General features: G+C 57.8%; 14 protein-coding genes. 8 read left to right on the top strand and 6 right to left on the bottom strand.

The window, feature by feature from the left end; all coding sequences use genetic code 11:
• Positions 1-284: 284 nt before the first annotated feature.
• Entirely contained in the window at positions 285-2,681 is a 2,397-nt protein-coding gene (locus RHM65_RS04290) for a penicillin acylase family protein (protein WP_322184325.1), read from the bottom strand.
• A gap of 114 nt (positions 2,682-2,795) precedes the next feature.
• On the opposite strand from RHM65_RS04290, the gene RHM65_RS04285 reads away from it, so the two are divergent.
• Positions 2,796-3,716 carry a ParB/Srx family N-terminal domain-containing protein gene (locus RHM65_RS04285; protein ID WP_322184323.1) on the top strand — a complete coding sequence of 307 codons (921 nt, stop codon included), beginning with the start codon at positions 2,796-2,798 and terminating at the stop codon, positions 3,714-3,716.
• A 15-nt stretch (positions 3,717-3,731) separates the two neighbouring features.
• On the opposite strand, the gene RHM65_RS04280 is transcribed toward RHM65_RS04285, so the two are convergent.
• Entirely contained in the window at positions 3,732-4,307 is a 576-nt protein-coding gene (locus tag RHM65_RS04280) for a DUF6436 domain-containing protein (RefSeq protein ID WP_322167170.1), read from the bottom strand.
• A gap of 118 nt (positions 4,308-4,425) precedes the next feature.
• Here RHM65_RS04280 and RHM65_RS04275 point away from each other — a divergent pair, with 118 nt between their 5' ends.
• Positions 4,426-5,376: an alpha/beta hydrolase gene (locus tag RHM65_RS04275; protein ID WP_322184321.1), complete on the top strand. Its 951-nt coding sequence runs from the start codon at positions 4,426-4,428 to the stop codon at positions 5,374-5,376.
• Positions 5,377-5,572: 196 nt separating this feature from the next.
• Here the strand turns inward: RHM65_RS04275 and RHM65_RS04270 are convergent, their stop codons facing one another.
• Entirely contained in the window at positions 5,573-6,331 is a 759-nt protein-coding gene (locus tag RHM65_RS04270) for a hypothetical protein (protein WP_322167172.1), read from the bottom strand.
• A 119-nt stretch (positions 6,332-6,450) separates the two neighbouring features.
• On the opposite strand from RHM65_RS04270, the gene RHM65_RS04265 reads away from it, so the two are divergent.
• Positions 6,451-7,083: a 2OG-Fe(II) oxygenase gene (locus tag RHM65_RS04265; protein WP_322184319.1), complete on the top strand. Its 633-nt coding sequence runs from the start codon at positions 6,451-6,453 to the stop codon at positions 7,081-7,083.
• 64 nt (positions 7,084-7,147) lie between these two features.
• On the top strand, positions 7,148-7,585 hold the full coding sequence (locus RHM65_RS04260; protein WP_322184317.1) for a DUF4399 domain-containing protein: 438 nt from the start codon (positions 7,148-7,150) through the stop codon (positions 7,583-7,585).
• Positions 7,586-7,673: 88 nt separating this feature from the next.
• Here RHM65_RS04260 and RHM65_RS04255 read toward each other — a convergent pair whose 3' ends face one another.
• Positions 7,674-8,204 (bottom strand): GNAT family N-acetyltransferase, encoded by a 531-nt coding sequence (locus RHM65_RS04255; RefSeq protein ID WP_322184315.1) that lies wholly within the window; start codon positions 8,202-8,204, stop codon positions 7,674-7,676.
• Between the two features lie 90 nt (positions 8,205-8,294).
• Positions 8,295-9,524, bottom strand: coding sequence for a phosphoglycerate dehydrogenase (serA, locus tag RHM65_RS04250; protein WP_322167176.1), 1,230 nt, complete (start codon positions 9,522-9,524; stop codon positions 8,295-8,297).
• Between the two features lie 157 nt (positions 9,525-9,681).
• On the opposite strand from serA, the gene RHM65_RS04245 reads away from it, so the two are divergent.
• Together RHM65_RS04245 and RHM65_RS04240 are read left to right on the top strand one after the other, a co-directional pair.
• The gene (locus RHM65_RS04245; RefSeq protein WP_322167177.1) at positions 9,682-11,076 is read left to right on the top strand and encodes an FAD-binding oxidoreductase; all 1,395 of its coding nucleotides are present in this window, start codon (positions 9,682-9,684) and stop codon (positions 11,074-11,076) included.
• A 31-nt stretch (positions 11,077-11,107) separates the two neighbouring features.
• Positions 11,108-11,773 (top strand): fumarylacetoacetate hydrolase family protein, encoded by a 666-nt coding sequence (locus RHM65_RS04240; protein ID WP_322167178.1) that lies wholly within the window; start codon positions 11,108-11,110, stop codon positions 11,771-11,773.
• Positions 11,774-11,861: 88 nt separating this feature from the next.
• On the opposite strand, the gene rpiA is transcribed toward RHM65_RS04240, so the two are convergent.
• Complete coding sequence (gene rpiA / locus RHM65_RS04235) at positions 11,862-12,533, bottom strand: ribose-5-phosphate isomerase RpiA (protein WP_322167179.1); 672 nt, start codon at positions 12,531-12,533, stop codon at positions 11,862-11,864.
• 247 nt (positions 12,534-12,780) lie between these two features.
• On the opposite strand from rpiA, the gene ilvA reads away from it, so the two are divergent.
• Both ilvA and RHM65_RS04225 read left to right on the top strand, forming a co-directional pair.
• Positions 12,781-14,295 (top strand): threonine ammonia-lyase, biosynthetic, encoded by a 1,515-nt coding sequence (ilvA, locus tag RHM65_RS04230; protein ID WP_322170651.1) that lies wholly within the window; start codon positions 12,781-12,783, stop codon positions 14,293-14,295.
• Positions 14,296-14,359: 64 nt separating this feature from the next.
• The gene (locus tag RHM65_RS04225) at positions 14,360-14,788 is read left to right on the top strand and encodes a DUF2269 family protein (protein WP_322167180.1); all 429 of its coding nucleotides are present in this window, start codon (positions 14,360-14,362) and stop codon (positions 14,786-14,788) included.
• Positions 14,789-14,892 lie beyond the last annotated feature (104 nt).

Genomic DNA, 14,892 nt, shown 5'->3' with positions numbered 1-14,892 from the left:
GGTCCCACGGATTCTGGCGACACACACAAAGTTCTGTAGGCGCTGCGCAAGGCTGCGATCAGATGTTCAGTGCCTACTATTCTGTGTCTGCCGAAATCTCTGTGGGTGGCTTGCCAACGAAAGCGTCAATGCAAGCGACCCAGGTTTCAGGTCGACATCAGCGGCGCGATTACCCGGCCTCTTGCAGGCAAGCCTGCTCCCACAGGATTTGCGGCTGCTTGCTATCAAAGCCGTCCCGGCTTCGCAGCCTTCGGCAGCTCTACACGTTGGCTCCTGCAGGGAATTTACTTGGCTGGAACTAACCTCAATGTCGCGCGGGTACTCGCCGCCACATCCGCCTCGTCAAGATGCTGTGGCACGTACCCCCCTTCGACATAGGTTTTGGCCTGATCCGAGTAGTGTTCGTCAAACAGCACGCCGCTTTGTCCAACCGGGTTGATTCCCAAGCTGTGTGCAGGATCAGCGAAATCAATCAAACGACGTGTCGATGGCCCGTAGGTCACCGGCCATGGCGCTTGGCTGATACGCGCTGACAGGTTGTTCGGCACTTCATGAGTCCCTGGCGCCGGGAACGGGCCGACGTTGAACAGTTTATCCAACGGTTTTTGCATGCCCAGCGGGTGTTCGTGGGTCAAGGTGTGCGCTTTGCCCCACTGCCAATCAAACGCGTTGTTGCCATACACGGCTCTGAGGTGCGAAACGCTGTCGTGCCATGCCTGCTTGACGATGTCGGCGCGGGTTTCTTTGGCCGGCGTATTGCGGTTGTCCCACCATGGCGAATCGGCGTCGGCCACCAATCGAGGTAGGGCGGCATCAATCACCCGCGTTGCCAGCAGTGAGTCGAAAAAACCATCGCCGAGTTCGTCTCGCATCGTGGCGTTGATCAGGTCATAGACGAACTCGTTGAACAGCGTGGCACCCACTGAATCCAGCGAGTAGTCGCCCTTCCAACTGACCAGCCGTTCTACCAGCGCCCGTTCTTCCGGGTCGGTCACGGCGCTGCGCAACACCGGGATCAGCGGTTTCAATACGCGTCCGGCATACGCCGTCTGCGTACCCAGTTGCAGCTTTTTACTGTTGTCCAGATCCCACTTCACCGCCGAATCATTCAGTTGCCTGTTCAACTGCTGGCCACGGTCGGCGAGGTTGTAATAGCCGGGAATCTCCATGCCGGTCGGCGATACCGGTTGCGCATTGGCCGACACGATATAACCCCGTGCAGGATTTTCTTCCTGGGGGTTGGCACTGAACGGATAAAACCCACCTTTGTCGGCCTCCGCCGTGCCGCCGTCGAGAATGAACGTCGGGTTGACGCCCTCAGGCCGAATAGGCAATTGCGCGGCAGCCCACCAGCCAATATCGCCCTTGGCGTTGGCCCAGACGATGTTCAGCCCTGGCGATTGAATCTTCTGCGCCGCCGTGCGCATTTTGCTCAAGGTGTCGGCGCGATTGGCCTCGTAGAAACCTTCGATGATCGGGTTTTCGGATTCCAGAAATGACCACCACATAGCAATCGGCGCCGGGCCCGCCGACGCACCCAGCGCATCGTTAATGATTGGGCCGTGGGGCGAGCGACGCAGGTCCAGGGTTATCGCCGGCAGACCCTTGATCTGAATCTGCTGCTGGCTGTGGGTCATCTCGACCCAGCCACCGTGGTACCACACTTGGTTGGGGTTCCCTGGATTGACCCGTTCGGCGATCAGGTCAACGTCGTCATTCTGGAACATGGTCAGGCTCCAACCGAAGTCGCGGTTGTGGCCCAGCGCTGCAAACGGGTCCAGCGGCTGATGATGTCCGTACAGTTCGAAGCCGGGTGCTGACAGGTGCGCCTCGTACCACACCGACGGCACCGAGAAGCGAATGTGCGGATCACCCGCTAACAACGGCTTGCCGCTTTTGGTTCGGCTGCCGGAAACTACCCAAGCATTACTGCCTTCAAACTGCGGCAGCCCGGCGTCTTCCAGCGCGCGTTGGCTGAGCTGCGCCAGGGCGTCCAAACCTTTCCAGTCCGCCTTGACGAGTGGCGGCTGACCAAACGCGCCCTTGGGCTGCCACGCCAAATCAAAAATACTCAAATACTCCGGTCCTAATTCATCGCGGACGTAGGTCAACAACGATTCGGTGCGAAACGCGGCGGCAAAGCTGTAGGCCATATACCCGGCGACGCTCAAGGTGTCTGCGGCAGTGAAGGGCCGTTTCTTGATGCCCAACACATCGAACTCGATGGGACTGGCGTGGGTGTCCTGATACTGGTTGATGCCATCAAGGTAAGCTTCGAGTGCTTGCCACGACAGCGCTTGCTTGTCCTGTTGCGCAACAATGGCGTCAGCGCGTTCGCGAATTCGCAGGCTGCGGAACAGTTTGTCGGTGCCCACCAGCTTGACGCCCAGCACTTCGGCCAATTCCCCACGGGACAGGCGTCGCATCATTTCCATCTGAAACAACCGATCCTGAGCCTGCGCATAGCCCAAGGCACGGTACATGTCTGCTTCGTTTTCGGCATTGATATGCGGCACGCCGCGTTCGTCGTAGCGCAGGGTGACCGGCGCTTGCAGGTGTTTCAGCGATACTTGGCCCTGACGCGCTGGCTGCTTGCTGTGGACATACCAAAATCCAGCGCCCGCAAGGACGACGATGACAACGGCGAGAAGGAGGGCGAGAACGGTTAGGCCGCGTTTCATCTGAAGTCCTGTCTTTGATCCAGTCCGGATTTGCAGGCTACAGATTTGCTGTGATGGTGTGTAGTCAGTTGCAAGGTTACAGTTCGGGCCTTACTGATATGAAAGGAATCGAAGATGCGAATGAGTTCATGGCTGCTGGCCTTGGTACTGGGTGTGTTCACGCTCCAAGCCCAGGCGTTGTCTACGCACAAGCCGGGGGAACTGGTCGAAGTCAGTCTTGATCAATTGCACCCGACCCAAGCGGTCATCGGCTTTGACCAGATCTATTACAAGCTCGGGCGTTTCGCTGAGCAGCGTTCAAAGTTGTTCGATGAATACTGCGAGACCAATGGCCAAGGCGACTCCAGCCGAGTGAACACGGCGTCGAACCTTCTTGATCTTGCCAGTTTCGACTGCCAAAGCCCGGTGGGCACCCATTCCAAAGCCATGAAAACCGTAGTGATGGGTCCAGGTGGCGCGTTCTATCTCACCGATGGGCATCACACCTTCACCACCCTGTGGGACCAGCCGGGCGCCGGTCCGCAGTTGAAGATGTGGGTCAAAGTGACCGATGACTTCAGCGACAGTGCCGACAGCGCTACGTTTTGGACGCGGATGCAGCACGCGCACAAAACCTGGTTGAAGGACGGCAATGGCCAGTCGATCAACCCGTCGCAATTGCCTGAACACCTTGGCTTGAAAAACATGCAGAACGACCCGTTTCGCAGCCTCGTCTATTTCACCCGCGGCGCTTCGTTTGGCAAACCGAGTTCGGCGGGCGTTACTCCAGAGTTTCTAGAGTTTTATTGGGGAAGCTGGCTGCGGGCGCAGCTGGATATCGCGCCGTTTGATCTGGGTGAACGCAGCGGTTACCGCAAAGCGCTGCAGGCGGCGAGTGCTTTGATGGTGGCGCTGCCGGGGACCGCGTTGGTCGGTGACAGTGGATTCAACGCTCGGCAGTTGGGTGGCTACTCATCGGTGAACAGCAAAGCGCTGCGCAAAACTGTCCACGAGAAACTGCCTTACGTGATCGCCTACAAGGCCGCCCATCACTGATCGAACGACGCATAGTCAGGGTGCCAGCCACGGGCAATAACAGCCGACCGCCATGGTGTGCGTGACGTCGACCGGCCGCCCAGCGCTGAGCGCCTTGAGAATCGGCTCAATGAAACTGTTGCTGGAATTACAGGTGGCGCCTTCGCTGTAGGGCCCGAAGTACGCCAGCTTGCCGTCCCGGTCCCAGATCGCGACGGCAGGGCTGGCGGTGATGCGTTCGGCACCGGGCAGGCTGTTCAGCGGTTTGATCGCCTCCAGCGTACTCGGCAGTTGACCATGGGTGCCGGGTTTCTGTACGGAATAGAAATCGACTCCCTGGGCGCCGCCGAACTGTTCCACCAATTGGGCCAAGTGCTGTTGATTGCCGACGTTACACGGACACGCGGGGTCCCAGAAATGCACCAGTCGAATTCGTCCTGGGCCTGTTAAATCAGCAGGCAAACTCAGCACGTCGCCGGCGAACAACGCGGTCTGATCGCTGAACGGGCGAATGTAGCGCCCCTGGAACCAGTCGTAAGCCGCCCACAGTCCAATCGCGCAAACAAGGGCGAGCAAACAGGCAAGAACGGTAGGGCGATAACGCGCATTCATACGGGCAGCTTCTGTTTTGAGGCGCGTAGCTTGCCATGCTTAGCGAGACAGATGAATATCTGCGCTGTCTGATTGCCTTGCTCGGATGCAAATGACCTCCGTTTTGCCTGGAAGACCCATGCCCGTCACCTTCGACCCTGATGTTTTGCGATCCAGCCTGCTGCCTTTGCGCGCAGGACAACCCCTGTCCGATGAGGGCCGGGCCTACCAGCACTTCTATGGTTTAGCGACCCGCGAGAGCCAGGCACCTGTTCGTAGCTGGCTCGGGCGCTTCGATGTCGCGGGCTATGAAGTGGTCAGTCAGGTCTGGATTCCTGAGCGGCCCATTGCGACGCTGTTTCTGGTGCACGGGTTTTATGATCATGTCGGGCTCTATCGGCACGTCATCGACTGGGCGCTGGGCCGGGGGTTTGCGGTGATCGGCTGCGACTTGCCGGGGCATGGCTTGTCGAGTGGCGTTCGGGCAAGCATTGACGACTTTGATGAATACCAAGTGGTCTTGGACGCCTTGTTCGACGAAGCGTCGAGCCTGCAACTGCCGCAGCCTTGGCATCTGTGCGGGCAAAGCACCGGCGGGGCGATTGTGATCGACCACTTGCTGATCCATGGCGTCACCAGCCCAGCACAAGGGCGGAGCATCTTGTTGGCGCCGCTGGTTCGACCGCGCGGCTGGAACCTGTCAAAACTCAGCTACAGCCTGTTCAGCCCATTCGTCAAAGGCATCGAGCGGCGCTTTAGCGAAAACACCAACGACCCGGACTTTTTGCCATTTCTATTGGCCGACCCGCTACAACCCCGGCGTCTGCCAACGGCATGGGTGGGCGCGTTGGCGAAGTGGATCAAACGCATCGAAGCCGCACCTCGCAGCAGCCGCAGCCCCTTGATCGTCCAGGGCGACGCTGACATGACCGTCGATTGGGTGCACAACCTCGAAGTCCTCAACGACAAATTCGCCAAACCACAAATCTTCATGCTCGGCGAAGCGCGGCACCATTTGGCCAATGAGTTGCCGGTGCTGCGAGAAAAATATTTTGCGTTTTTGGATGAGCAGTTCGATGCGGACCTTTAGGCGCTGCTGACAGCCGCGATCCGATCTGTGGGAGCAGGCTTGCCTGCGAAGAGGCCCGTAATCGCGCCGCTGATGTCGACCCGAAACCTGATGCGCTTGCAATGACGCTTTCGTTGGCAAGTCAACTTCCCACAGTGATCTCGGCTGAAATCTGTGGGACCGAATTTATTCGGGAAGCGGTTTATGCGTCATCAAACTATTTCCCCGGCGCCAAGCTCGATGCGCTTTTCCCGACGGCCAGTCCGGCACGGACCGCAGCCAGGGCGGCCTGGTAATAGGCTTTGCCTTCGGGGGATTCGGCAAAGGTGTCGAATTCTTCCAACTCGGGGTCGGAAAGGTCGCGGTAGACATAGAGCAACGTGTTGTTCATGTCGTTACCGATCTGCTGCATCAACCGCTCCCGTTGGCCGTCCAGCATGCCTTGCGCCTGCCCACCGCCTAACAGGCCAGGAATCATCTGACTGAGGCTGTCGGCGGCGACACCTGCGATGGCGAGGCTGACTTCGGCTCCTGCTTCGCGCGCAGGCAGCGCCTGGGCCAGATGCCCAATCAATAACTGACGGGTCGCACTGGCTTCAATGTGCGGCAAGCCCTGAGCATTTTTTGCCAATTGATCGGGACGAGTTGCCGTCAGCTCGGCGGTGACGATCTTGAGACCCAACGGCGACTGAAAGAATTGCAGCGCGGGCATTGGGTCCTGCAACGTTTGCCGTAAACGCTGTTCGGCGCGCTGGTCCATGGCCTGCGGCGCAAAGCGTTGGTTGCTGTTATTGACCAGCGCTTGATAGACCGCCGGCGGCAGGCTGTTGCGGTAACGCTGCTGGGCGGCGTTGAGGGCAGCGACGAAATGCGCGCGTTGTTCTGGCCAACCGGCGACCTTGTACAGCTGGTCGTGGCCGTCTGCCCAAGAGGGCAATGGGCAGAACATCAACAACAAAACAAACAAACGGCGCATAGGGACTCCTGTCAGCAGGGCGCTATTCTCAATGCGCTTGCGTGGATTTGTCGAGTTATCACTGTATTCCACACTCGTTCGGTCGCAGGCCCTGTCGGATTTCAAGGCGGATGGATACTATGCCAGCCATGCGAATCCCCCCTGATCACCCGCTGTTGCTACGAATCGTTGATGACTTGGCCGCAAACGGCTGGTCGCAGCAAAACATTTTTTTGCCCGACGCTCTGACCCTAGAGTTGGCCCAAGAGTGCCGCAAGCGTTCGGAGGACGGCCAACTTGCGCCTGCCGCCGTTGGGCGAGGCGATACCCAGGAAATCCGAGAAACCATTCGGGGTGATCACATTCAGTGGCTGGAAGCGGGGGAAACCCATGCGTGCGACCGTTATCTGGCGCTGATGGACAGCCTGCGCCAAGCACTCAATCGAGGGCTTTTTCTCGGGCTGGAGGATTTTGAAAGCCACTTCGCGCTGTACCCGCCAGGGGCGTTTTACCTCAAGCACCTTGACCGTTTTCGCGATGATGATCGGCGCACGGTCTCGGCGGTGCTTTACCTGAACCCCGCGTGGTTGCCCGAACATGGCGGCCAACTGCGCATGACCCTCAAGGGCGACAACGAATACGATGTGCAGCCCATTGGCGGCTGTCTGGTGGTGTTTCTTTCGGGTGAAATTCCCCATGAAGTGCTACCGTCGACCCGAGAGCGGCTTTCCCTGACCGGTTGGTTTCGACGCCGGGGCGATGACCCGTTCTAAGTGTCGAATGAACCGACGTCGTTGTTTAAAGTCCGATATGTGTCGTTAATCTCCCGGAGAAACCATGAAGACCTTATTGTCACGAGTAGCTATTGCGGGTCTGTTGCTGAGCGCTTCTGTGTTGGCGAGCGCAGCTGATGTACCGCGTACCGCTTCGCCCGCAGGCGCCGAGGAATACATTATTTCGCCCAAAGATGGCGCGACCGTGGGCAAGACGTTCAAGGTCCAGTTTGGCCTTAAAGGCATGGGCGTTGCGCCCGCCGGCGTTGATATGCCGGATACCGGCCACCATCATTTGCTGATCGACGTGAAAGATGAGCTGCCGCTGGATGCACCGATTCCGGCAACTGACACCATCAAACACTTCGGCAAAGGTCAGACCGAAACCGAGCTGACCCTTGCACCCGGTAAGCACACCCTGCAATTGCTGATGGGCGACAAAGGCCACATCCCGCTGAACCCGTCGGTTGAATCGAAGAAGATCACGATTACCGTTAAGTAATGCGTAACCCGTTAGGAGCAGAGACACCTCTGCCCCTAACGTTTCATCGCACGTCTTGCCCGATCCTCAAAGTTTTGACCGCGACGCGTTAAGAACGACGCAGCCGTGCTTTGGCTGTGTAAGCGAAGACGTGGAACACGGCCCCATTGAGGTCGAATTCTCCTACCTTGTTCATTCCCATTTTTTTATGCGCTCGCAGCGAGGGTTCGTTGTCGCCCCGGATAAACAATACGCCTTGGCGGCCAGGCTCCTCCTCAAGCAATTTCTCGAACATTAGTTGCGCCAGGCCGTTACCACGTTCTTCATCACTGACGCAGATCGGTCCGTAGATATAGGCGTCGGACTCGGCATACGGATAGGCCTGTAGCGTTTTTTCAACCACGGGTATGGGGCGCTTTTTGTTGACGGCTTGGGATGTTGTCATCAAAAAGGCGACGATCTCTGCGTTTCGCCGCGCGATAATCTGCGGCATGTCCTGCATCATCTCTTCGATTTGATGAGGCGCCAGCTCTGCCGCCAGCGTTCCGCCCTGGGCGAGCTGATTGGCATGCTGAAGCTCAACGATGCCTTGCAGATCGGTTTTTGAAGCTCTGTCGATGGTGATATGACTTGCTGTCATGTTCGTTCTCCCTGTCATGCTTTTCCTAACGTGTATTTTTGCAAATAAAAAAGGAGACCCGCAGGTCTCCTTGTTGTACCTAGGTAAAAACTAGAACAGTACGCGGCTACGAATCGTGCCGTTGATCGTCTGTAGCTTTTCCTGGGCCAGATCGGAGTACTCGGCATCGACGTCGATGACCACGTAGCCCACCTTTTCGTTGGTCTGTAGGAACTGACCGGAAATGTTGATTCCGTTTTCAGCGAAGACCTTGTTGATCTCGCTCATTACACCCGGAATGTTCTGGTGGATGTGCAGCAAACGGTGCTTGCCAGGGTGAGCGGGCAAGGCCACTTCCGGGAAGTTGACCGAAGACACCGACGTACCGTTGTCGCTGTACTTGACCAGTTTTTCTGCGACTTCCAGACCGATGTTGGCCTGTGCTTCGGCAGTGGAACCGCCGATGTGCGGGGTCAGGATCACGTTATCCAGGCCACGCAGCGGGCTTTCGAATTCTTCGTCGTTCGAGCGTGGTTCAACCGGGAAGACGTCGATGGCGGCGCCAATCAGGTGTTTATCCTTGATCGCGTCAGCCAATGCCTGCAACTCGACCACCGTACCGCGAGCGGCGTTGATCAAGATGCTGCCTTTCTTCATCGAGCGAATTTCTTTCTCGCCGATCATCCATTGGGTTTCAGCAGTTTCCGGGACGTGCAGTGTCACGATGTCCGCCAGACCCAGCAGTTCGGTCAAGCTAGACACTTGAGATGCATTGCCCAGCGGTAGTTTGGTCAGCGTGTCGTAGAAGAACACTTGCATGCCCAGACCTTCGGCCAGCACGGAAAGTTGGGTGCCGATCGAGCCGTAGCCGACGATGCCCAGTTTCTTGCCGCGAATTTCGAAGGAGTTGGCCGCGCTTTTGATCCAGCCGCCACGGTGGCAGGAAGCGTTTTTCTCAGGGATGCCGCGCAGCAACAGGATCGCTTCCGCCAGCACCAACTCAGCCACCGAACGGGTGTTGGAGTAGGGGGCGTTGAAAACAGCGATACCGCGTTCGCGGGCAGCGTTGAGATCGACTTGGTTGGTGCCGATGCAGAAGCAACCGACAGCGACCAGTTTCTTCGCGCAATCAAAGACCCCTTCGGTCAATTGGGTGCGGGAACGGATACCGATGAAATGTGCATCGGTGATCTTTTCCTTCAATTCGGCTTCCGGCAGCGAGCCGGTAAGGTATTCAATGTTCGAATACCCGGCGGACTTGAGGACGTCCACGGCTGATTGGTGGACGCCTTCGAGAAGAAGGAACTTGATCTTGCTCTTATCGAGAGAAGTCTTGCTCATCTGCGTAAACCTGTGTCCCGGAGAAAATGGCAGGGGGCGCACATCGGCCGTAGGCACGATTAGCGGGGGGCTATGCTAGCATATGCACCCCGCGAAACACCCATTCCTGGACGTGAAGCGTTCTCAGGATGACCATGAATTGTTCGAGAGTTCCGTGATGACCAATCCTGCCCTGATAGACGAGTTGAAGACCCTGGTTGAGCCTGGCAAGGTCCTGACCGACGCTGACTCCCTTATTACTTACGGCAAGGATTGGACCAAACACTTCGCGCCAGCCCCTGTGGCCATCGTGTTTCCGAAGACCACCGAACAGGTGCAAGCCATCGTTCGCTGGGCCAATGAACATAAAGTAGCGCTGGTGCCATCGGGCGGTCGAACCGGGCTTTCCGCTGCTGCGGTCGCGGCTAACGGTGAAGTGGTCGTCTCGTTCGATTACATGAATAAGGTGTTGGACATTAACCTGACGGACCGCACCGTGGTCTGCCAGCCGGGCGTCGTCACTGAGCACCTGCAAACCCTCGCTGAAGACAACGGCCTTTATTATCCGGTGGATTTCGCGTCGGCCGGTTCCAGCCAGGTTGGTGGCAACATCGGCACCAATGCCGGCGGGATCAAGGTGATTCGCTACGGCATGACCCGCAACTGGGTCGCGGGCATGAAAGTCGTCACCGGCAAGGGTGACCTGCTCGAGCTGAACAAAGACTTGATCAAGAACGCCACCGGCTACGATTTGCGTCAACTGTTCATCGGCGCCGAAGGCACGCTGGGCTTTGTCGTCGAAGCCACCATGCGCTTGGACCGTGCGCCGAAAAACCTTACCGCCATGGTCCTCGGGACCCGTGATTTCGACGCAATCATGCCGGTGCTGCACGCGTTCCATAACAAGCTCGACCTGACTGCCTTCGAATTCTTCTCCGATAAAGCGCTGGCCAAAGTATTGGCGCGCGGCGACGTTCCCGCGCCTTTTGAGTCCGATTGCCCGTTTTATGCGCTGCTGGAGTTCGAAGCAACGACTGAAGAAGTGTCCAACGAAGCCTTGGCAACCTTCGAGCATTGCGTGGAAGAAGGTTGGGTGCTCGATGGCGTGATGAGCCAGAGCGACCAACAGTTGCAGAACCTGTGGAAGCTGCGCGAATACATCTCCGAGACCATTTCGCACTGGACGCCATACAAGAACGATATTTCCGTGACCGTTTCGAAAGTGCCGGCGTTCCTGAAAGAAGTGGACGCTATCGTTGGCCAATACTACCCGGACTTCGAAATTGTCTGGTTCGGCCACATCGGCGACGGCAACCTGCACCTGAACATCCTCAAGCCGGATAACCTGAGCAAGGACGAGTTTTTTGCCAAGTGCGCCACGGTCAACAAGTGGGTGTTCGAGATCGTGCAGAAGTACAACGGCTCGATTTCCGCTGAGCACGGCGTGGGCATGACCAAGCGCGATTACTTGACGTACAGCCGTTCGCCCATCGAAATCGAATACATGAAAGCGGTTAAAGCCGTGTTCGATCCCAACGGGATCATGAACCCAGGCAAGATCTTCGCCGTTTAATCCATTTGGCCTACAGACCAGGAGTCGCCCCATGAGCTATCAGCACCAGTACATCGACGGTACGCGAATCCACTTCCCGGTGGGAAAGGTCGTCTGTATCGGCCGTAACTACGCCGAACACGCCAAAGAATTGAATAACCCGGTGCCGACTGAGCCGTTGCTGTTCATCAAGCCTGGCAGTTGCGTAGTCGCGTTGGAAGGTGGGTTTACTATCCCGGTTGATCGCGGGTCAGTGCATTACGAGGCTGAGATCGTGGTATTGATCGGCAAGCCGCTGACTAAAAGCCCGACCGCTGAAGAAGTGCTGGATGCGATTAGCGGTTTCGCTCCGGGTCTGGACCTGACCTTGCGCGACATTCAGACCCGGCTGAAAGAGAAAGGCCTGCCGTGGGAAATCTGCAAGTCCTTCGACGGCGCCGCAGTCATCGCCCCGTTTGTGTCGGCTGATGCCTACCTAGACCTGACCGATATTGGGATTCGCTTGTCGATCAACGGCGAAGTGCGCCAAGACGGCAACAGCAGCGCAATGCTCAACCCGATCATTCCAATGATTCAGTACATGGCGTCGCAGTTCTCACTGCAAGCCGGCGACATCATCATGACCGGCACTCCAGCTGGCGTTGGTCCGTTCGTGGCGGGCGATGAGATTGTGCTGGAGTTGACCGGTGTGAGTAAGTTCGAAAGCAGCGTTCGCTGATCAACAGCTTCCCGAATGAATTCTGTCCCACGGTAAAATTGCAATCACTGTGGGAGTGAATTCATTCACGAAGAGGCCCAAATGCGTATTAGCGCTTAAGGGTTTTCACACCTTCCGCCGTACCCAAAAACAACAAGTCAGCCGGACGCGCCGCGAACAAGCCATTGGTCACAACGCCAACGATGGCGTTGATCTGGGTTTCCAGCGTCACCGGGTCGGTGATGTTCATGTTGAACACGTCCAGAATGATGTTGCCGTTATCCGTTAGCACGCCTTCGCGGTACACCGGATCGCCGCCCAGCTTCACCAACTGACGTGCTACGTGGCTGCGCGCCATTGGAATCGCTTCAACCGGCAGCGGAAACTCGCCCAACACCGACACCAGCTTGCTGCCGTCGGCAATGCAAATGAATGTCTGAGCCACGGCCGCGACGATTTTTTCGCGAGTTAGCGCCGCACCGCCGCCTTTGATCAAGTGCAGGCCTGCGTCTGCTTCATCAGCGCCATCAACGTAAAACTCCAGATCGCTGACGGTATTCAGTTCGTACACCGGAATGCCGTGGCCCTTGAGGCGTGCGGCAGTGGCCTCGGAACTGGCGACCGCGCCGTCGAACGCGCCCTTGTGCTTGGCCAGAGCATCGATAAAGCAGTTGGCGGTGGAACCCGTACCGACGCCAACGACGCTCTTGTCATCGAGTTTCGGAAGGATGAAATCGACAGCAGCTTGGGCCACGGCCTGTTTGAGTTGATCCTGGGTCATGCGGGCTCCGATATGACGAAAATAAGGTATTGGAACTGTATCTGTAGGAGCCAACGTGTTGGCGAAGGGTCCACTGCGGTGTGTCGGGAAAACCATCTCGCCAACACGTTGGCTCCTACGGGAAATGTATTTGCAGCGAGCAAAGGTCTGCAAAAGGGCACGCATTATAGCGATAACCTGCCTTAAAACCGCGTCATTCTGGGTTAGACTTCGGGCCTTGTCCCTATTCGCCAGTGATGCTTTCCCGATGCTTGAACAGTACGTCAAAAAAATCCTCACCTCGCGCGTTTACGACGTAGCCGTAGAAACTCCGTTGCAGACTGCCCGCCAGCTGTCCGAGCGCCTCGGCAACACGGTGCTGCTCAAGCGCGAAGACTTGCAGCCGGTGTTCTCGTTCAAGATTCGCGGCGCTTACAACAAGCTCACCCTGCTTAGCGACACCGAACGGGCACGCGGTGTGGTCACGGCGTCGGCGGGCAATCACGCGCAAGGCTTGGCATTGGCGGCCAAGGTGCTGGGCGTCAAAGCCACCATCGTCATGCCCAAAACCACCCCCGAGATCAAGGTCGAAGGCGTGCGCTCCCGGGGCGGCATCGTGGTGTTGCACGGCGACTCGTTCCCCGAAGCACTGGCATTTTCGCTGAAACTGGTCGATGAAAAAGGCTACGTCTACGTTCACCCATACGACGATCCCGACACCATCGCCGGACAAGGCACCGTGGCGATGGAGATTCTGCGTCAGCAGCCGGGCCGTCTTGACGCGATTTTCGTACCGGTGGGCGGCGGCGGTTTGATCGCGGGCATCGCGGCCTACGTCAAATACCTGCGCCCGGACATCAAGGTCATCGGCGTCGAACCAGACGACTCTAATTGCCTGCAAGCCGCGATGGCTGCGGGTGAGCGCGTGGTGCTGAGCCAGGTCGGATTGTTCGCCGACGGCGTGGCGGTGGCACAGATCGGCCAGCACACCTTTGATATCTGCAAAGATTATGTCGACGAAGTGATCACCGTCAGCACCGATGAAATCTGTGCGGCGATCAAGGACATCTACGACGATACCCGCTCGATCACCGAGCCTGCGGGTGCGCTGGGCGTGGCCGGGATCAAGAAATACGTCGAGCTGTACGGCGTCAGCGGGCAAACATTGGTCGCCATCGACTCGGGTGCCAACGTCAACTTCGACCGTCTGCGCCACGTGGCCGAGCGTGCCGAGTTGGGCGAAGGCCGCGAAGCAATCATTGCCGTGACCATTCCCGAAAAGCCGGGCAGCTTCAAGGCGTTCTGCGAAGCCATCGGCAAACGCCAGATCACCGAATTCAACTACCGCTACCACACCGACCGCGAAGCCCACATCTTCGTTGGCGTGCAAACCCACCCGGACACCGACCCTCGCGCCGCGCTGCTGGCCAGCCTGACCGAGCAAGGTTTTCCGGTGCTGGATTTGACCGATAACGAGCTGGCGAAACTGCACATTCGGCACATGGTCGGCGGCCACGCGGCACGGGTCAGTGATGAGGTGGTGTTGCGCTTCGAATTCCCAGAGCGTCCGGGCGCGCTGTTCAACTTCCTCAACAAACTCGGCGGGCAGTGGAATATTTCGATGTTCCACTACCGCAATCACGGCGCGGCGGACGGTCGTGTTGTCGCTGGTTTGGTGGTGCCGGAAGACGAGCGCCACCTGATTCCGGCGGCGTTGGCGGAAATCGGCTATCCGCATTGGGATGAAAGCGAGAACCCGGCTTACAAATTGTTCCTCGGCTAATCCACCGAGGAAAACCGTCGCGCTGCTACGCTGATCAATACGCTCTGACAGGAATTTACTGAAAATGGAACATTTCACCGCCATCAAAATCGTCCACGTTGTCGCCACCGTGCTGTTTCTACTCAGCGCGTTGGGGCTCGTGGTCTGGGTCATCCGCGGCCGCCGCGCCGGCGACTTGACCACCCAGCGCCGCACCCTGCAACGGCCGTGGTTATTCGCCTGGATTCTGATGGCCCTGTGCTTGTTGACCTTGCCGATCAGCGGCTGGTGGCTGGTGCATTACGCCGGCTGGCCATTGGGTCAGACCTGGTTATTGGCCGCGAGCGTGCTCTATACCCTGGGCACCCTCAGCTGGGCATGGCTACTGGTTCGCCTCAACCGCCTGCGCGTTCCCTCCGTCATCGGCCATCCAAAATTCACCCTGGCCCTCGCCCTGTTCTGCGGCGTGTGCTTTATCGCTATTGCGGGGTTGATGGGGGCTAAGCCGGTTTAAACGCAAGCGTTGTGTCTGGTGTACCGAGGCGTCCTCTTCGCGAACAAGTTCGCTCCCACCGAATCTCGGTAGGGCGTGGAGCTTGAGGCTGACTCAATTCCAGT

It is taken from the genome of Pseudomonas sp. CCI4.2 (assembly GCF_034350045.1).
Classification (GTDB): domain Bacteria; phylum Pseudomonadota; class Gammaproteobacteria; order Pseudomonadales; family Pseudomonadaceae; genus Aquipseudomonas.
This window is presented reverse-complemented; position numbering and strand designations above follow the sequence as displayed.